Source organism: Citrobacter sp. Awk 2, from assembly GCF_028069815.1.
Taxonomy (GTDB): domain Bacteria; phylum Pseudomonadota; class Gammaproteobacteria; order Enterobacterales; family Enterobacteriaceae; genus Citrobacter.
In genome coordinates this window covers 1-18,589 of the sequence record NZ_JANEWL010000051.1, presented here as the reverse complement: position 1 = coordinate 18,589, position 18,589 = coordinate 1, and the positions used below count along the sequence as shown (strand labels likewise).

At 55.1% G+C, this 18,589-nt stretch carries 14 protein-coding genes; 9 read left to right on the top strand and 5 right to left on the bottom strand.

Annotation, left to right across the window (positions count from 1 at the left end; genetic code table 11):
• Positions 1–35: 35 nt before the first annotated feature.
• Entirely contained in the window at positions 36–1,271 is a 1,236-nt protein-coding gene (gene entS / locus NNO02_RS13705) for an enterobactin transporter EntS (protein WP_271455032.1), read from the bottom strand.
• A gap of 108 nt (positions 1,272–1,379) precedes the next feature.
• On the opposite strand from entS, the gene fepD reads away from it, so the two are divergent.
• Genes fepD through fepC form a run of 3 tightly spaced genes read left to right on the top strand, consistent with a single transcriptional unit; the run spans position 1,380 to position 4,176 of the window.
• Positions 1,380–2,387, top strand: a complete 1,008-nt coding sequence (gene fepD, locus NNO02_RS13700) for a Fe(3+)-siderophore ABC transporter permease (protein WP_271455031.1) — start codon at positions 1,380–1,382, stop codon at positions 2,385–2,387.
• Entirely contained in the window at positions 2,384–3,376 is a 993-nt protein-coding gene (gene fepG / locus NNO02_RS13695) for an iron-enterobactin ABC transporter permease (protein WP_202039190.1), read from the top strand. Before fepD ends, fepG begins: the two co-directional genes overlap by 4 nt.
• Complete coding sequence (gene fepC / locus NNO02_RS13690) at positions 3,373–4,176, top strand: iron-enterobactin ABC transporter ATP-binding protein (RefSeq protein ID WP_202039191.1); 804 nt, start codon at positions 3,373–3,375, stop codon at positions 4,174–4,176. Before fepG ends, fepC begins: the two co-directional genes overlap by 4 nt.
• A 33-nt stretch (positions 4,177–4,209) precedes the next feature.
• On the opposite strand, the gene entF is transcribed toward fepC, so the two are convergent.
• From entF to fes, 3 genes are read right to left on the bottom strand one after another with little or no spacing between them, the layout of a single operon-like run.
• Entirely contained in the window at positions 4,210–8,100 is a 3,891-nt protein-coding gene (gene entF / locus NNO02_RS13685; RefSeq protein ID WP_271455030.1) for an enterobactin non-ribosomal peptide synthetase EntF, read from the bottom strand.
• Positions 8,097–8,315 carry an MbtH family protein gene (locus tag NNO02_RS13680; RefSeq protein ID WP_137379192.1) on the bottom strand — a complete coding sequence of 73 codons (219 nt, stop codon included), beginning with the start codon at positions 8,313–8,315 and terminating at the stop codon, positions 8,097–8,099. The genes entF and NNO02_RS13680 overlap by 4 nt, the downstream gene beginning before the upstream one ends.
• 30 nt (positions 8,316–8,345) lie before the next feature.
• The gene (fes, locus tag NNO02_RS13675) at positions 8,346–9,563 is read right to left on the bottom strand and encodes an enterochelin esterase (RefSeq protein WP_271455029.1); all 1,218 of its coding nucleotides are present in this window, start codon (positions 9,561–9,563) and stop codon (positions 8,346–8,348) included.
• 251 nt (positions 9,564–9,814) lie between these two features.
• Between fes and NNO02_RS13670 the strand changes: the two genes are divergently transcribed.
• The 6 genes from NNO02_RS13670 (at position 9,815) to NNO02_RS13645 (ending at position 17,112) form a co-directional block, all read left to right on the top strand.
• The gene (locus NNO02_RS13670; RefSeq protein ID WP_271455028.1) at positions 9,815–12,106 is read left to right on the top strand and encodes a TonB-dependent siderophore receptor; all 2,292 of its coding nucleotides are present in this window, start codon (positions 9,815–9,817) and stop codon (positions 12,104–12,106) included.
• Positions 12,107–12,154: 48 nt separating this feature from the next.
• Positions 12,155–12,817 (top strand): enterobactin synthase subunit EntD, encoded by a 663-nt coding sequence (entD, locus tag NNO02_RS13665; protein ID WP_271455027.1) that lies wholly within the window; start codon positions 12,155–12,157, stop codon positions 12,815–12,817.
• 117 nt (positions 12,818–12,934) lie between these two features.
• Positions 12,935–13,876, top strand: coding sequence for a D-ribose ABC transporter substrate-binding protein (locus NNO02_RS13660; RefSeq protein WP_271455026.1), 942 nt, complete (start codon positions 12,935–12,937; stop codon positions 13,874–13,876).
• Positions 13,877–13,887: 11 nt separating this feature from the next.
• Entirely contained in the window at positions 13,888–14,496 is a 609-nt protein-coding gene (locus NNO02_RS13655) for a DUF2291 family protein (protein ID WP_271455025.1), read from the top strand.
• Positions 14,496–16,022, top strand: a complete 1,527-nt coding sequence (locus NNO02_RS13650) for a sugar ABC transporter ATP-binding protein (RefSeq protein ID WP_271455024.1) — start codon at positions 14,496–14,498, stop codon at positions 16,020–16,022. The genes NNO02_RS13655 and NNO02_RS13650 overlap by 1 nt, the downstream gene beginning before the upstream one ends.
• A 1-nt stretch (position 16,023) precedes the next feature.
• Positions 16,024–17,112: an ABC transporter permease gene (locus tag NNO02_RS13645; protein ID WP_048214725.1), complete on the top strand. Its 1,089-nt coding sequence runs from the start codon at positions 16,024–16,026 to the stop codon at positions 17,110–17,112.
• A 97-nt stretch (positions 17,113–17,209) separates the two neighbouring features.
• Here the strand turns inward: NNO02_RS13645 and NNO02_RS13640 are convergent, their stop codons facing one another.
• A complete protein-coding gene (locus NNO02_RS13640) occupies positions 17,210–18,556 on the bottom strand; it encodes a glycoside-pentoside-hexuronide (GPH):cation symporter (protein WP_271455023.1) in 1,347 nt (448 codons plus the stop codon).
• Positions 18,557–18,589: the final 33 nt, after the last annotated feature.

The following is an 18,589-nucleotide window of genomic DNA, read 5'->3' as shown; positions in this document are numbered from 1 at the left end:
CTTATCCGGCCTACAAACCGTAGAGCACAACGCGATCAGACATTCACGGGGACTTGCCGGAATCGGCGCACCTCTCCCAACAACAGCAGCAGCAACAGACCGACAATCACCAACCCAAACCCACTGACGCTTGCCGAGGCCGCAGGCGTCATCATCGCCCCCAGCCCCCCTAACAGCGCCGCGCCAATCGCATCACCGGTTACGTTCTGCGCGGTCCACAAACCGTTAATTCGCCCGAGCATCGCTTCCGGCGTCTGCGTCTGTAACAAGGTGTACTGCAACAAAGAACTGACCGCACTCAGCCAGCCAAACAGCGCCAGACAAACAACGCCCAGCTCCCAGACCGGCATCAGGCCGAACAGGCCGATAGCCAGGAAAGAGGCCACAGTTGATGCCAGCATAATCAGACCAGGACGCACGCTGTGTGCCAATTGCCCGCTGGTTAAAGCCCCGATGGCCGCGCCCAGGGGAATAGCCGCATACAGTAACCCAATCTGAGCGCTCGACATCTGCCAGTTAATCGCCAGTGCCGGGTACAGCACGCGCACAGCGCTCGCCATGGTCAACAGACCACCGAGCAGCGCAATGCCGCCAATCAGCGGGCTGGCGAACAGAAAACGGAACGCCGCCAACAGCGATGTCAACGGATGTTCACGCGGTTGTGGCGGAGGTGGTAACGCGGGAAGGCTCAGCAATGGCAGCAAGGTAATGAATGTACCCGCCGCCGCCAGGCCGTAGTTCCAGACCACGCCCCCGGTCGCCAGCAGCACCCCACCAAGCATTGGCGAAATCACCGATCCCAGACGCACCGTCAGCATGGTAATCGCCCCGGCTTGCATCAGATTTTCACGCCCGACCAGCGCAGGTGTCGCCGCCAGCAGTGCGGTGACACCCAGCGAGGCAAAAAAGCCATCCCATAAACCCAGAACATAGATAGCCAGCAACGACGGTTCGGGCAGCAGCGCGTTCAGGCACAGGCCAATAAAACCGATACCACAAGTTCCGCGGGCCAGCAGGATCACCTTTTTGCGCTCATAGCGATCGGCCAGTACGCCACCCACCATCAGACCAATAAACATGGCGCTCCCGGTCAGCGTAACCGACAAACCCACCTGCCAGGTCGACTGGGTCATCATCTGAATCTGTACCGGGACCGCAACCCCCAATAGCCCCAGAGAGACAATGGAAATAAAACGGGCGAGGAAAACAGCGCGAAATGCAGGATGGGTCTTTAACAGGCTGAGATTAAGCAGCCAGGATTGTCGATTCATTACAGAGCCTTACCAGGTACTTTTCAATATCCATTCAATGGCTGCACATGCTAACATATCCAAATAAGATCGATAACGATAATTACTATCATTATCAGGGAAGTTGATATGTCATGCTCTGTTTCCGCGACACGCGCCTTCGCCGTGCCCGGACTGTTGTTACTCCTTGTTCTCACCACGGCTTTAAGTCTGGTTATTGGCGCCAAGTCGCTGCCCGCCTCCGTGGTATTTGATGCACTCACCGGCAGTTGTCAAAGCGCCGATTGCACCATCGTGCTGGACGCGCGACTCCCGCGTACGCTGGCTGGGCTCCTCGCAGGGGGTGCACTGGGCCTGGCGGGCGCGCTGATGCAAACGCTCACCCGTAACCCGCTGGCCGATCCGGGTATTCTTGGCGTCAATTCCGGGGCCAGCTTCGCGATTGTTTTAGGTGCGTCGCTGTTTGGCTTTTCCTCCCCGCAAGAACAACTGCTAATGGCTTTTTCCGGGGCTCTCGCAGCCTCACTGATTGTGGCTTTTACCGGTAGTCAGGGCGGTGGACAGCTCAGCCCGGTACGCCTGACATTGGCCGGTGTTGCGCTGGGTGCTGTTCTGGAAGGATTATCCACCGGAATCGCCCTGCTCAACCCGGATGTCTACGACCAGTTGCGTTTCTGGCAAGCCGGTTCGCTGGATATCCGCAGCCTGCAGACGCTGAAAGTCGTGCTGGTCCCGGTCCTGATTGCCGGTGCTGTCGCGCTGTTTCTTAGCCGTGGTCTGAATAGCCTCAGTCTGGGGAGCGACACCGCAACGGCGTTGGGCAGCAAAGTTGCGCGTACCCAGTTTATCGGCCTGTTGGTGATTACCGTACTGTGCGGAAGTGCGACCGCCATCGTCGGCCCTATCGCCTTTATCGGCCTGATGATGCCGCATATGGCACGCTGGCTGGTGGGCGCAGATCATCGCTGGTCGCTGCCCGTCACTCTGCTGGCCACCCCTTCTCTGCTGCTGATTGCCGATATCATCGGTCGTCTGATTGTGCCCGGCGAACTGCGCGTCTCGGTCGTCAGCGCGTTTATCGGCGCGCCGGTTCTCATCTTCCTGGTACGCCGCAAACAGCGCGGAGGTGGCGCATGATGCATCTCTCCCGTCGCCTGATTATCAGTTGTCTGCTGCTGGTCGTCGGTTGCCTGGCCGTTGGATTGTGGAGCCTGCGCAGCGGTGCCGTTATGCTCGAGACCCAGCAAATTATTGCCGCCCTGCTCGGCGATGCACCGCGTAGCATTACGCTGGTGGTGACCGAGTGGCGTTTACCACGCGTGTTGATGGCGCTGCTGATTGGCGCGGCGCTGGGCGTTAGCGGCGCGATATTCCAGTCATTGATGCGCAACCCGCTGGGTAGCCCGGACGTGATGGGTTTCAATACCGGTGCCTGGAGTGGCGTACTGGTCGCAATGGTGCTGTTTGGTCAGCATCTTACCGCCATCGCGCTGGCGGCAATGCTCGGTGGGGTCCTGACTTCGCTGGTAGTCTGGGCGTTGGCCTGGCGCAACGGCATCGACACCTTCCGACTGATCATCATCGGGATCGGCATTCGCGCTATGCTGGTGGCCTTCAACACCTGGCTGCTGCTGAAAGCGTCCTTAGAAACTGCGCTGACCGCCGGGCTGTGGAACGCCGGATCGCTCAACGGTCTGACCTGGGCGAAGACCTGGCCTTCAGCGCCGCTGATTATCGTGATGTTGGGGTGCGCCGCGCTGTTGGTACGTCGCCTGCGTTTACTGGAAATGGGTGATGACAGCGCCTGTGCGCTTGGTGTCAGCGTTGAACGCTCACGTCTGATGATGATGCTGGTCGCAGTGGTGTTGACCGCTGCGGCCACCGCGCTGGCAGGCCCTATCTCGTTTATTGCCCTGGTGGCCCCACATATCGCGCGTCGGCTTAGCGGCACGGCACGTTGGGGATTAACGCAGTCGGCGCTGTGCGGCGCCCTGTTACTGCTGATGGCCGATTTATGCGCTCAGCAGCTCTTTATGCCTTATCAGCTTCCGGTTGGCGTTGTCACCGTAAGCCTCGGCGGTATTTACCTTATCGTCTTGTTAATTCAGGAGTCCCGCAAAAAATGACCGAATCAGTAGCCCGTTTGCGTGGCGACCAGTTAACGCTGGGTTATGGCAAATTTACCGTGGCAGAAAACCTTAATGTCTCGATCCCCGATGGTCACTTCACTGCCATTATTGGGCCCAACGGTTGTGGAAAGTCCACGCTGCTGCGTACATTGAGTCGTCTGATGACACCCGCGCACGGCAACGTCTGGCTCGACGGTGAACATATTCAACATTACCCCAGTAAAGAGGTTGCTCGCAGAATTGGCCTGCTGGCGCAAAATGCCACCACGCCGGGCGATATTACCGTGCAGGAGCTGGTTGCTCGTGGGCGTTACCCACATCAACCTTTATTTACACGCTGGCGTAAAGAAGATGAAACCGCGGTAACCCATGCGATGCAGGCCACGGGGATCACGCATCTGGCGGCGCAAAGTGTGGATACCCTCTCCGGCGGTCAACGCCAACGCGCGTGGATAGCGATGGTGCTGGCACAAGAAACGTCGATTATGCTGCTCGACGAACCGACCACCTGGCTGGATATCAGCCATCAGATTGATCTGCTGGAGCTGCTGAGTGAGCTAAACCGGGAGAAAGGTTACACGCTGGCCGCCGTTCTGCACGACCTGAATCAGGCATGTCGCTATGCCACCCATCTGATTGCACTTCGTGATGGAAAGATCGTTGCCGAGGGTGCGCCGAAAGAGATTGTCACGGCAGAGCTCATTGAAAAAATCTATGGGCTGCGGTGTATGATTATCGACGATCCGGTTGCCGGAACGCCGTTAGTGGTCCCGCTAGGACGTACAGCAAACAGGTAAATCGCGCCACCTCCGCAGAGGTGGCGAGTCCATTTATTGGATATCTTTGAGCACGTCACGCATGACTGGCCCAATCTTCTCGAAAGCCATCGGCGTAATGATATCGACGTGCGCGCAGTCCTGGCGATAAACATCCAGACTGGAAATCCACGGCGACCAACTGCGTTCCGGGCTGACTCCCGGCGGTAACGTGCGTTCAGCAACAAACAGCGTCGCGTGTCCCGCAAAAGGTACGCTATGTGCCGTACTCAGCAGTCGAACCGCATCGGCGTAGTTACCTTCGATGGCGCTAAACAATGCGTCGGACGCATTGCCCTGCTGAGCCATCAGAAACGCCTCCCGCTCACGATCAATTTCCGCCAACACTTCCGGGTCGAGTCCATTGGCCTCTTTTTCCGACCAATTTTGCGTTTCCGGGGGCCAGGTATCCAGCAGACCGAGAAACGCGACCGTTTCTCCGCGCGCATGTAATCGGGCAGCAATGCCCTGCGCCAGCGTACCGCCCAACGAGTACCCGATCAGATAATAAGGCCCATGAGGTTGCTGACGAAGTAACGTTGCCAGGTGCTGTTCGCACACCGCATCCAGGTTTTCTGCTGTCTGCATCGGGCCATCCGGTCGCGGCGACTGGATACCCATAATCGACCACTGTGGGGGAAGGTAGCGCGACAACACGCTAAACTGCCAGGCGAAACCTGATGCCGGATGGAAACAGAACAGCACAGGCCCATCGCTCTCACGTAGCGGCAGCAACGTTTCAAATCCCAGCCGTTGCGACTGCTCGTCATCATTGCTATCCAGCAATGCGCTGAGCTGTTCGACGGTCGAAGCCACCATAATCTGCCCAGGCGTTACCTGGCGCTCAAAAATGCGGCTCAATTGTGCCGCCAGCTTCATCGCCAGCAGAGAATGCCCGCCAAGCGCAAAGAAATCCGCTTCAACATCATTGACCTCACAACCCAGCAAGGCCGTGAACGCCTGAGCAATCGTGGTTTCAGTCCCTGCTCGCGGTGCCCGCCCTTTCTGGCGTGACGTTAGTTGTGGCATCGGTAACGCTTTACGATCCAGCTTACCGTTGGCGCTGAGTGGTAGCTCCGCCAGTTGCAGCAGCACTGTCGGTACCATATGTGCAGGCAGGGTTGCGCGCAGACTCTCGCGCAATGCCGGAATATCCAGCGGTAAACCCGATTGTGACACCAGATAGCCCACTAACTGGCGCGCATCGCCGCCTGTCGCTACCGCCTGATTGAATACGCAGGCATGGGCAACAGCATGCTCAACATCAGGCAACTGCTGCATCACCCGATCAATCTCGCCCAGTTCAATACGCTGCCCACGGATTTTTAGCTGGTCATCACTGCGCCCAAGATATTCCACCGCACCATTTTCCAGCCAGCGCGCCACGTCTCCGGTACGGTACATACGTTCGCCAGGGTTAAAGGGATCGGCAATAAAACGGCTCGCCGTCAGATCTGGTCGGCCAAGATATCCCTGCGCCAGTTGGATCCCCGTCAGGTACAGGTCACCGGCGACACCAATGGGCACTGGACGCATCATGGCATCGAGGATCCGCAAACCGGTATTCCAGACCGGATAGCCGATGGGTACGCTGTTGCCGGTCACGGCAGCGAGTTCCTCACCCCAGGCTGGATACCAGCTGACATCTACCGCCGCCTCGGTTGGCCCATACAAATTGTGCAGCGGCGCATGGGTCAGTTGCTCCCATTCGCGGCACAGCTCTGCCGGCAGCGCTTCACCGCTACAAAACACCTGTTTCAACGTGGAGCAGCTTTCCCGCGCCGTTTCTGGCGTCAGTGAGGTCACAAACGCCGCCAGCATCGACGGTACAAAGTGCGTTGTCGTTACCCCAAACCGCGCGAAGAACTGTTGCATCGCCAGCGGGTCACGATGTGCCTCTGGTTCAGCCATCACCAATTTTGCGCCGGCAATGAAGGGCCAGAAAAATTCCCAGACCGAAACATCAAAACTGCATGGCGTTTTTTGCGCCACCACATCGTCGACTGTCAGCGGATAGTGATTCTGCATCCATAGCAGGCGGTTAACGATGGCGGTTTGCCCCACCATCACCCCTTTTGGTCTGCCCGTCGAGCCTGAGGTGAAGATGATATAGGCCGTATGATTTGGTCGTGATAATGCTAATGGTGTGTCATCTTGCTCTGGTAGCGGCGCGGTGTAGCACAGGCTTTCCAGCCCAGGGATATCGCTAAAACGAACCCGTTGTTCATCAGTGGTGATAAGCAACGTAGGTTTAGCGTCTTCCAGCATCATCCGCAGGCGATCATCCGGATATCCGGTATCCAGCGGTAACCAGGCGGCCCCCGCTTCGACGATACCGTGCAGCGCCAGCGTCAGGAAAACGGAGCGCGGTAAGGCAACCGCCACACTGTCCCCAGGGCGCACACCGCGTTCGCGCAGCAATTTTGCCAGTGCCACCACCTGCTGACGCATTTCGCGATAGCTAAACTGATAACGGGCATCGGCCAGCGCCGGCGCATCCGGTGTTTTGCTGGCTTGCCCAGCCACCAGCGCACTCAATGTGGTGGAAGGGATCGTCACTGCCGTATTGTTAATTGTCGCCAGCTGTTCGTGCTCAGACGCCAGCAGCATCTCTGCATCCCCGCAGCGTAGCGCCGGATTTGCGGCAAATTGCGCGATAAGCGCCGTTAAACGCGAAGCATGTTGTGCCAACGTAGCGGCGTCATATCGCTGCTTATTCGCCAGAATCTCAATGCTCAACCCGCCGTTTTCATCCGGGAACAGCGCCAGTTCCAGATCGTTAACCGGCCCCGTCGCCAGCGTATGGGTTTGTGCCTGCACGCCAGGAATATTCAACTGATAGTCAAAGATCTTCACGTTCAGCACCGGGCCAAACAGCGGTTCAGCCCCGGCAGCACGCCCGCTGTCACGGACAATTTGTTCGGCATCATAGCGCTGGTGTCGGCGCATTTTCTTCATCTGGCTGGCCAGTCGTTGCGCAAGCACAGGGAGACTTTCTGCTGCATCAAGTCTCACACCAAAGGGCAGGACATTTAACACCGGTCCGGTAGCGGTAAGCGCCGCTGATCCCATGCGGCGCATAAAGATAAACCCGGCGGCATAGTCCATTCGGCTGCATAAACGACCGAGCCACAATGCAACCAGCGCCAGCGCCAGATCCGCACGCTGAACATCTGGCATACGCGACGCAAGCAGGCGGAATGAACCTTCAGGTGCCGTTAACTTCATCCGAATAATATCCGCGCTGGCTGAGCGACCCGGCAGCGGTTTGTTCGACAATGAAGCCGGCGGCGGCAGTTGTTGGCGTTGCTCAGCCCAGAATGCGCGATCACGTTGCCAGGCATCGCTTTGACGATACTGTTGATACTCTTCCACGACCTCGGCAAACGGCGTAAATGGCGAGGCTGGCGTGGATTCACCGCGCAGCCACGCTGTGTAAATTGCAGCAATCTGGCGGGTAATAGCTGGGAAACTAAAGCCATCAACCAGTAAGTGATGATAGCGTTGATACCAGTACCAGCGTTTATCTCCCACCTGAATGAGCAGATGGAAGACCAGCGGCTTGCCGCCGTCAACGCGAAGATCCTGTTGCAGATCCGCCCGCATCAACGCGCGTGCCGCCTCGTGCGGACTGGACTCATCGCGTAAATCGAGTATGTCAGGTTCAGCAAAGGTGAGCGTAGGATCAACCCATTGCCAGATTTCACCGTTATCCTCAGTGAACTGCATCCGCAGGGTATCCGCATGCTCCAGACCGGCCACGACCGCCTTTGCCAGCAGTGGTGCATTCAGTTCACCGGTTAATTCGACATAGTGTGCAACGCTCCACGCCGAGGGCAATGTGGAGAGCTTTTCTGCCATCCAGATCCCTGGCTGGGCCGCAACTAAGGGTAAGCGCTGAGTCATTGCGCCTCCTGTACATCGACATAGTTCGCTGGCGTCAGCGTGGTCCAGTTCGCATCCAGCCATTGCTGGCAGACTTCCTGCGACTGCGGTTCACACGCAACCGTCCAGCCAGCAGGAAGTGAGCACTGCTGAGGCCAGAGGCTGAATTGACGTTGTGGGTTTTGCAGAATGTAAAACTGTCCCTGCGGGTTATCGAAGGGGTTACTGAATTCCATACTCAACTCCTGTCGTGGAACATCGTCCGGTTAAAGCGTGTCAGTGAGCGGTTGCCAGAGCGTCATCAGCCCTTGCATTAAACCGCCGCGCCAGCAAAGCGCATCATGTCCACCCTCAACCTGACGCCAGAAAATAGACTGTGGTGCAGAGGGAAATTGGGCAAATAGCGCCTGATTAGCACGAAAAATAATCGGCTCGCGGGTCCCGGCTTCCAGCACAATACGTAAACCCTGAACGCTTAGCGTTCCGGCCTTCAGTTGTTCAATAATCACGCCATCCTGATGGCCACCGCGATGCGGCCACCAATAAGATCCGGACTGACTGAGTACGCAGCCAAACCGATCCGGCCAGTTCAGTCCGGCATACAGCGAAGCCAAACCGCCAAAACTTTGCCCGGCAACCACCGTACGCTGCGGGTCGTCGCTGAATGGCGTCGTGGTCTTCACCCGCGGCAATAATTCCTGCTGAACTGCCAGCCAAAAATCAGCGTTACACGGCAACTCATGGCTGCGATGCGGCGTGTCAATGGCATCAATCAGGAGATATACCGCGGGAGGAAGCTGGCCACGATGAGTGAGTGAGGTCAGAGCCGGCCAGACCGGCATACTCTGTGCCCAAAATTGTCCGTCCAGCAGAATAGCCAGGGGACGTTCTTCCGGGTTGGCTTCACCGGTGGTGAAAACCCACACCCGGCGCGTATTACCCAACCGGTCACTGTGCCATTGCAGGCATACGGCGGGCGAGCCGGGGTTTTCAGGGCGATCCCATCCCGGCTGTACGGGAGCATCTGGCATCTCCAGGGCGGACACCGCATGCCCCCGGCCCCCTTTCCAGCTTTGAGTATTGAGAGGGTCCGCAATAGCCTGTGGCAACAGTTGTCGCCAGCCTTCGCGTAGCACAGTGCGATCGGGCGTTTCACCCGGTGCCAGTGAGGCAAAAATATCGTTTCGATCGGAGGGGATAAAACAGTAGCTGCCGCGCCAGTTAGCGCTCAGGGAAATGCTCCAGCACCAAACATTCGTCCCATCAATACGTCTCATCGACTGGGGGACGGCATTTTGATGATGATCGGTAACGCCCGTGATGTAGACCCACACCCGGCGAATGGCTGAATCTTTTTCGGTTCCCTGTGGGTCACGCCACCAGAACGTTACGCGGTAATCTCCGTTGTCTTCACGCTCCCATTCAGGGCCATTTTTTGACTGCCACCACGCCTCGCTTCCCATCATTAACGCCGTCACCGTCATAACCCCATGTTTATTGTGAAATTTTATATCTGAGCGTGAAATATATTGATAATATTATTGATAACTATTTGCATTTGCAATAGCGTATTGACGCGCTGTGGGAAGCGCGCACAGTTTTTCACCACTTATAAACCGACCTGGCGCTGCGTACTTTTTCTGGAACGGAGGGTTTACGCAGATGCGGGCGACATCAGGCCTGGTGCCCAAAACGGCACACGGGTACTCGTGGCTAAAAGAAAGCAGGACATACAATGAACAACAAGATTCATTCACTGGCCTTATTGGTCAATTTAGGGATTTACGGGGTAGCACTGCCCGCGATGGCAGAAGATAAAACCGATAGCGCCGCCGTCTCTCATGAAGACACCATCGTCGTCACCGCCGCTCAGCAGAACCTGCAGGCTCCAGGCGTTTCAACCATCACCGCTGATGAAATTCGTAAGAACCCTCCGGCTCGCGACGTCTCGGAAATCATCCGTACCATGCCTGGTGTGAACCTGACTGGTAACTCAACCAGCGGTCAGCGCGGCAACAACCGCCAGATCGATATTCGCGGCATGGGGCCAGAAAACACCCTGATTTTGATCGACGGTAAACCGGTGACCAGCCGCAACTCAGTGCGTCAGGGGTGGCGTGGTGAGCGTGATACCCGCGGTGATACCGCCTGGGTACCACCAGAAATGATTGAACGCATTGAAGTCCTGCGCGGCCCGGCAGCAGCACGCTACGGCAACGGCGCGGCAGGTGGTGTGGTGAATATCATCACCAAAAAAGGCAGTAGTGAATGGCACGGTTCATGGGATACCTATTTCAACGCGCCGGAGCACAAAGACGAAGGTTCGACCAAACGCACCAACTTTAGCCTGAATGGCCCGCTGGGCGGAGATTTCAGCTTCCGTCTGTACGGTAACCTCGACAAAACCCAGGCAGACGCGTGGGACATCAACCAGGGCCATCAGTCAGAACGTACAGGTACGTATTCCAATACCTTACCGGCCGGTCGCGAAGGGGTGATCAACAAAGATATCAACGGTATTGTGCGTTGGGATTTCGCCCCACTTCAGTCACTGGAACTGGAAGCGGGTTATAGCCGCCAGGGCAACCTGTACGCGGGTGACACGCAAAATACCAACACTAACCAGCTGGTGAAAGATAACTACGGTAAAGAAACTAACCGTCTGTACCGTCAGAACTACTCGCTGACCTGGAACGGCGGCTGGGATAATGGTGTCACCACCAGCAACTGGGTGCAGTACGAACACACGCGTAACTCTCGCACGCCGGAAGGTCTGGCCGGGGGAACAGAGGGGATCTTCGACCCGACTGCTTCACAAAAATATGTCGATGCCGACCTGAATGACGTCATGCTGCACAGTGAGATCAGCATTCCGTTGGATCTGCTGGTCAATCAAAACCTGACGCTGGGTACTGAATGGAACCAGCAGCGCATGAAGGACATGCTGTCTAACTCGCAGACCTTTATGGGCGGTAATATTCCAGGCTACAGCAGCACCGATCGCAGCCCATATTCGAAAGCCGAGATCTTCTCTCTGTTTGCCGAAAACAACATGGAGTTGACCGACAGCACCATGCTGACGCCGGGCCTGCGTTTCGATCACCACAGCATTGTGGGCGACAACTGGAGCCCGTCGCTGAACCTGTCCCAAGGTCTGGGCGATGACTTCACCCTGAAGATGGGTATCGCGCGCGCCTATAAAGCACCGAGTCTGTATCAGCTCAACCCGAACTACATTCTGTACAGCAAAGGTCAGGGTTGCTACGCCACCGGTTCCGCAACCGGTATTGGCTGCTACATGATGGGTAACGATGACCTGAAAGCTGAAACCAGCATCAACAAAGAGATTGGTCTGGAGTTCAAACGTGACGGCTGGCTGGCTGGCGTTACCTGGTTCCGCAACGATTACCGTAACAAGATTGAAGCGGGTACGGTACCGTTTGACAGAACCTCTATCAGCAAGAAAAACGCAACTACGGGCAAGACCACCACAACCTATACCGATATCTATCAGTGGGAAAATATTCCTAAAGCGGTGGTGGAAGGTCTGGAAGGAACGTTGAACGTGCCGGTTAGCGAAACCGTTACCTGGACCAACAACATCACTTACATGCTGCAAAGCAAGAATAAAGAGACTGGCGAACGTCTGTCGATTATTCCGGAATACACGCTGAACTCAACATTGAGCTGGCAGGCTCGTGAAGATCTGTCACTGCAATCCACCTTTACCTGGTACGGCAAACAGCAGCCGAAGAAATACGATTATCAGGGTAAACCGGTGACCGGCAGCTCGGCACAAGAAGTGAGTCCGTACAGCATCGTCGGCCTGAGCGCGACCTGGGACGTGACCAAAAACGTCAGCCTGACCGGCGGCGTGGATAACGTCTTTGACAAACGTCTGTGGCGTGAAGGCAATGCCCAGACCACTGGCGATATCGTTACCGGTAATTATATGGCGGGCGCTGGCGCGTACACCTATAACGAACCGGGTCGGACGTGGTTCATGAGCGTGAATACCCACTTCTGATAACGCTTTCCCTCTCCTCGCTGCGAGGAGAGGGAAATTATAACTATCATGCACACCACGCACACACCGCTCACTTTCGCAGACCACACGCTGCACATGGTCGAGTTCGATCCCAACAGCTTTCACGAACACGATCTGCTCTGGCTCCCCCACCACTCTCAGCTTCTGTCCAATGGACGTAAGCGTAAAGCTGAGCACTTAGCAGGACGTATCGCTGCAATACATGCTTTACGTGAATACGGTATCAAAACGGTGCCCGGCATCGGCGAGCAGCGACAACCGCTGTGGCCACATGGCCTCTTTGGCAGTATCAGCCATAGCGCAACAACGGCACTGGCTGTCGTCTCACGCCACCCCGTCGGACTGGACATTGAGGCTATTTTTTCGCAGCAGGTCGCAGCCGAGCTGACTGACAGTATTATCGACAATACTGAGCGACAGGTTTTGCTTCACGCGTCACTCCCCTTTCCGCTCGCCTTAACCCTGGCCTTCAGCGCCAAAGAGAGCCTGTATAAGGCATTTTCCACTCAGGCATCCGGGTTACCAGGTTTCACCAGCGCAAAAATTACCGCACTCACGAATCAGCAATTAACATTGCAAATCATGCCATCATTTTCGCCTAATCTCGCCAATCAGGAAATTAACGTGCATTGGTTTCAACGCGATAAAAACATCATTACCCTGTGTGTACCCACGCTGTCAGGATCGTGATCCTTTTCTCCTTTTAAGAAATTAGCTGCGCAAATCGTAGACAGTTCGATTATCTCGACTTATCGTTAATTTGAATAATAAATCATATTTGAATAAATATTCAAAGTGGAGAAAAAGATGAACAAGACCCTGATTAAATCCGTATTACTGGCCTCGATCCTTACCGCATCGGGTTCGCTGTATGCTGCCGACAACGGACTGATTGCGATTATCACCCCTTCACACGACAACCCGTTCTTTAAAGCCGAAGCCGACGGCGCGGTCGCCAAAGCGAAAGCGCTGGGATATACCACGCTGGTCGCCTCTCATGATGATGATGTCAATAAACAAAACCAACTGATTGAGACCGCCATAGCCCGAAAAGCGAAAGCCATCATTCTCGATAACGCGGGCGCCGATGCCACCGTTGGTCCACTGGAAAAAGCCAAAGCGGCGGGCGTGCCTGCATTCCTCATCGATCGTGAAATTAATAAGACCGGCATCGCAGTCGCGCAAATCGTGTCGAACAACTACCAGGGCGCGCAGCTCGGCGCAGAGAAATTCGCCAAACTACTGGATGGAAAAGGCAAGTACGTTGAGCTGTTGGGACGCCAGTCCGACACCAACGCGCATGTGCGCTCACAGGGGTATCACGATGTGCTCGACGACTATCCGGATATGAAAATGGTCGCCCAGCAAACGGCGAACTGGAGCCAAACTGAAGCGTTTACCCGTATGGAAGCTATTTTACAAACCAACCCTGATATCGTCGGCGTCATTTCCGGCAACGACACCATGGCGCTGGGCGCAGAGGCTGCCCTGAAGGCTGCTGGGAAAAACAATGTCATCGTGGTGGGTTTTGACGGCAGCGACTACACCCGAGATTCCATTATCAACAAGAGCAACATTAAAGCGACCGTCCTTCAACCCGGCTGGCAGCAGGCACAAATGGCGGTTGAGCAGGCTGATTACTACCTGAAAAACGGCAAAGCGCAGAAAGAAGAAAAACAGCTCATGGATTGCGTGCTGATTGATGAAACCAATGCCAGCAAGCTGAGTAAATTCAACCTGAGCCACTAAGCGGAGGCACTATGTCGTTAACACAATGGGGTGCTGCACTGGTTGGGTGCGCCACCCTGTTGCTGACGGCCTGCACGGTAGTTGACCTCGACGAAAACGGCAACCCCATCATCCCGGCCGATCCACAGGCCAAAGCCAGTTTCGACAATCAAACACCCGAGCAGATCGCGCAACAAACCTGGCAATCCCGCGTCCTGGATGCGGCAAAGCAACACGCTCTGGATGCGTCAGCGCTGAGCGCACGCCTGAAGACGCCCTCACCCACCGCCGAGAGCGTATTTGTACGCCTGACCAGTCAGATTGAGAACGTCGACACCACCAATGCGCGCGAGAAAAGCATTGTGATGAGGGTCAATGACGCCCCTGTCACCATCCAAATAGGCCCGGTGATGCGCGGCAATGCCATTCGCGATGCAAGTGGGTTTAAGTTTGAAGACTTCACTAACCAGGTTCAGTTTGCCCAGCTTTCCCGGGCGTATAACCGCGAAGCGGTAAAACACTTGCCCGCAGTGGACGAAAGCTGGCAAGGGAAGCGTGCCACGGTACTGTTCGCCGTAACGCTGAGTGCTGGAAAAGCGGAAAACGCGGCAGCGTTAGCGCTAGAACAGGAGGCACACTGATGAATAATTCCTCAGCAGATGACATCATCCTGCGCACACATGCCATCTCAATGCTGTTTCCCGGCACGATTGCGCTGGACAGCGTGGATTATCAGGTGTGGCGCGGTAAGGTCAACGTGATTATTGGCGAAAACGGTGCGGGGAAATCCACGCTGATGAAGATCCTCGCCGGTGTTCAGCAGCCCAGCAGCGGCGAGATGACGCTCAATGGCAACCCTGTTCGCTTCGCCAATACCCGGGACGCCGCGGCGCACGGGATTGGTATGGTGCATCAGGAACTTAACCTGTTTGAGAATCTCACCGTCGCGGAAAATATTTTCCTTGGTCGGGAGATCCAAAAAGGCATGACCCCCATTGATGAGGCCGAACAGGAGAAGCGTACTGCGGAGCTGCTAACCCGGCTCGATCAGCCCATTTCACCCCGCGATCTGGTCGGCAATCTCAAAGTTGGACAGCAACAGTTGGTTGAAATCGCCAAAGCGTTGGCGGAGGACGCTGACATTCTAATCCTCGACGAACCCACCTCGGCGCTGAGTAAAACCGAAGTCGAGATCCTGTTTCGCGTGATTCGCGAACTGACTCGCCAGGGCGTTTCGATAATCTACATCTCTCATCGACTCGAAGAATTGATGGCGATTGGCGATGTGATCACCATTTTACGCGATGGCAAATTCCAGGCCGAAGCCAGAGTTAGCGATATCGATGTGCCGTGGATTGTGCGCGAAATGTTGGGCAGCGACCCGGTGAGTAATTTTCTTGAGCCAGGTCGCTCGTTCGGCGCGCCGGTTCTCGAAGCGGAACATATTACCTGCGTCAATGCCGCTGGCAATGCGGTGGTCAACGACGTCACCTTTAACGTCCGCGCGGGCGAAATTGTCGGTATCTATGGACTGATGGGGGCCGGACGAACCGAATTGTTCGAGTGCTTGCTGGGTACTGAGCGCAACTACCTCGGTAAACTGTGGCTCGACAGCAAGCCAGTTCCACAGCGCTTAACCACCGCCGACCGCATTCGTATGGGAATGAGTCTGGTACCGGAAGATCGCAAGCGCACAGGCATTTTCCCCATTTCTTCTGTTGCCAGCAATCTGACTATTGCCAGCCTGTGGCGTCGCCTGCAGCGCGGTTTTGCCATCGCCCGCAAAGATGAGGAGGCCGTCGTCGCCAGCACAATTGGTAATTTGTCGATCAAAGTGTCCTCACCGGATGTTGAAATCCAGGCGCTGAGCGGGGGTAACCAGCAGAAAGTGGTGATTGGTCGCTCCCTACTTACCAATCCCAAAATTCTGTTCCTTGATGAGCCCACACGCGGCATTGACGTTGGTGCGAAAGCCGATGTGTTTCGCATGATGGTACAGCTTTCACAACAGGGTATTGCCGTTGTCTTCTCCACCTCGGATTTAAAAGAAATTATGGCGGTATCTGACCGCATTCTGGTGATGTCTGGCGGCAAGCTCACGGCCGATATTACTCGCGATCGTGCCGAAGAATCGGCGCTGGTCACCGCAAGTGCTCAGGGGTTCTGACATGAAAACACTACAATCTGCCGTCGTCGCACCGCGAGCCGGTGTCACCTTCTCGCGGGAAAATATCCTGCTGCTGATCCTGAAATTACGTACCTTTATTGCGCTGTTTCTGATCGTCGGATTTTTTGCCTTCACCGTCCCCGGATTCCTCTCTGGCGGCAGCATGGTCATTATGATCAAGCACATCGCCATTAACGCGTTTCTGGCGCTGGGAATCACCTTTGTCATTATTACTGCCGGCATTGATCTCTCGATTGGCGCTACGCTTGGGCTGTGCGGCATGATTGCCGGATGGCTGATCACCAAAGGCATTGTATTGCCCATGTTTGGCATCGCTATCTTCCCCAGCGTCTGGGTGATTGTACCTGTCGTACTGCTGATTGGCGGATTGATTGGCGCAGCAAATGGCTGGATTATTACGCGCTATAACGTCGCACCTTTTATTTGTACGCTGGGCACCATGTACGTATTGCGCGGCGCGGCGATGCTGACCTCTGACGGACAAACATTCCCCGGACTTTCCGGCAATCCACAGTTGGGTAACACCGGTTTTGATGAAATTGGCGCGGGAACTCTGTTTGGTATTCCGTGGGCCATCTGGATGATGATTGTGCTGGCGCTGGTTATTGCCTACGTTGCCCGCCGTCTGCCCTTTGGCCGCCACGTGTACGCCATCGGCGATAACGAACGCGCTGCTGAACTGTCCGGCGTAAAAGTGAGGCAGGTAAAAATCTGGGTGTACACCCTGTCTGGACTATGTGCTGCAATTGCCGGAATAGTTGTTTCAGCACAACTTTCCGCCAGTCATCCGGCCAACGGTACAGCATTTGAGATGAACGCCATTGCCGCCGTTGTACTTGGTGGTACGTCGCTGGCCGGCGGTCGTGGCACCATCTTAGGCACGTTGATTGGCGCTTTCGTTATCGGTTTTCTGGCCGATGGTCTGGTGATGATGGGCGTCAGCGAGTTCTGGCAAATGGTGATTAAGGGCATCGTGATTATTGTCGCGGTCATTATCGACCAGATGCAAAACCGGATGCAGCAAAAAGCCGCAGTGGTTGCGCAAAAGGCGGCGATGGAAAGTCAGTAGCCCTGAAATTACGCCTGTTGGCACTGCGCTTATCAGGCCCAGGTCGTGTATGACATATGGGCCTGATAATGCGCCGCCATCCGGCAGTGGGGAAATTTTATTTCATGACGGCTTCAGCCTGCCCTGCCGAAACCTTATCATCCAGTTTAAACATCATCAGCAATCCCAAACTAATGGCATGGAAAATTGCAGGAATCCCGGCAATTAAGAACATAATCGCCGTCATCGTTTCCGATGACACCGCCTCACCCGCTTTGTAACCGCTAAGGGAGAGCACTAGCCCAACCATCCCACCCGCCAGCGCCAGACCAACCTTCATCGAAAAGAGCGTACCGGCAGCGACAGCCCCAGACATTCTGACGCCGGATTTGTCTTCACAATAGTCGGCACAATCAGAAGGCAGCGCCCAGGCAGTAATCGAGCCAAGTTCAGCCATCAATACCGACAGCACCAGTAGAACACATGCCAGTGAGATTTGTTCAGGGTTAACGAAATAGAGACATAATGCCGCCATGCCACCGCCCAGTTGCGCCACCTTCAGCGTACCTAATTTCGAGAGTTTGTTGCGCTTAATCAGTTGAATAGCAATCATCGGCGCAATGATCCCCGCAATCGCTGTAGCCGAAAGCAGACCAGAAACAAAGCCATCCCCACGATTCAGGAAATACTTCACAAAATAAATAGTCACACTGCCTTTAATTACAAAAGCAATGGAGCTGGTAATTTTGAACAGATAGAAAACAACCACCGGTTTCGCTTTCAGCATAATTCCCAGTTGTTTGGTAAACGGGACTTTATCCGTCTCCACGCTAACCTGATATCGCTCCTTTGTTCCCCAGAAACAGAGCAGCATAAATGCCGTGGCCAGTACGGCAATAAAGCTCATCGCCATCATGTAGGCGCGTGCTTCATCGGTTTTTCCATACCAGGCGACGAAAATCGGCACTACCATTGAGCAGATAAGAAAGGCCATTTTAGCCAGTGGGAAACGCCAGGAGTTGGCGCTTAAACGATCCATGGGATCGGCGGTGAGTGTCGTCAACAACGCCACATACGGCACCACCGTGGAGGCATACATCAGGATCAGAAATAGATAGGTAATCACTGCATAGACTAGCTTTCCAGTGGGTGAAAAGTCCGGCGCCAGAAAGACTAAAAAACAGGAAATACCATAAGGGATCGCCAACCAGAGCAAAAAAGGACGATACGAGCCGTGCTTTGTCCGCGTGCGATCGGAGATATTACCGATAAATGGATCATAGAAGGCATCAACCAGACGGGCAACAATAAACAATATCCCCATCGCCGCTGCCGAAATCCCTAAAACATCGGTATAAAAATAGGGCAAAAACATCATCGTCATCCCAAGAAAAATGTTCGCTGACGAATCACCTAACCCATAACAGATCTTCTCTTTGATACTCAATTTATGCTGTTGCTTCATGAGAAACCCTCTTTATGAATATATATTCATTAT

Excerpts from the sequence above, each read along its gene's own strand:
- fepC (WP_202039191.1), top strand. The coding sequence starts at position 3,373 with ATGACCGAATCAGTAGCCCGTTTGCGTGGCGACCAGTTAACGCTGGGT.
- fepG (WP_202039190.1), top strand. The coding sequence starts at position 2,384 with ATGATGCATCTCTCCCGTCGCCTGATTATCAGTTGTCTGCTGCTGGTC.
- entD (WP_271455027.1), top strand. The coding sequence starts at position 12,155 with ATGCACACCACGCACACACCGCTCACTTTCGCAGACCACACGCTGCAC.
- entF (WP_271455030.1), bottom strand. The coding sequence starts at position 8,100 with ATGACTCAGCGCTTACCCTTAGTTGCGGCCCAGCCAGGGATCTGGATG.
- fes (WP_271455029.1), bottom strand. The coding sequence starts at position 9,563 with ATGACGGTGACGGCGTTAATGATGGGAAGCGAGGCGTGGTGGCAGTCA.
- NNO02_RS13680 (WP_137379192.1), bottom strand. The coding sequence starts at position 8,315 with ATGGAATTCAGTAACCCCTTCGATAACCCGCAGGGACAGTTTTACATT.
- NNO02_RS13640 (WP_271455023.1), bottom strand. The coding sequence starts at position 18,556 with ATGAAGCAACAGCATAAATTGAGTATCAAAGAGAAGATCTGTTATGGG.
- NNO02_RS13645 (WP_048214725.1), top strand. The coding sequence starts at position 16,024 with ATGAAAACACTACAATCTGCCGTCGTCGCACCGCGAGCCGGTGTCACC.
- NNO02_RS13670 (WP_271455028.1), top strand. The coding sequence starts at position 9,815 with ATGAACAACAAGATTCATTCACTGGCCTTATTGGTCAATTTAGGGATT.
- NNO02_RS13650 (WP_271455024.1), top strand. The coding sequence starts at position 14,496 with ATGAATAATTCCTCAGCAGATGACATCATCCTGCGCACACATGCCATC.
- NNO02_RS13655 (WP_271455025.1), top strand. The coding sequence starts at position 13,888 with ATGTCGTTAACACAATGGGGTGCTGCACTGGTTGGGTGCGCCACCCTG.
- entS (WP_271455032.1), bottom strand. The coding sequence starts at position 1,271 with ATGAATCGACAATCCTGGCTGCTTAATCTCAGCCTGTTAAAGACCCAT.
- NNO02_RS13660 (WP_271455026.1), top strand. The coding sequence starts at position 12,935 with ATGAACAAGACCCTGATTAAATCCGTATTACTGGCCTCGATCCTTACC.
- fepD (WP_271455031.1), top strand. The coding sequence starts at position 1,380 with ATGTCATGCTCTGTTTCCGCGACACGCGCCTTCGCCGTGCCCGGACTG.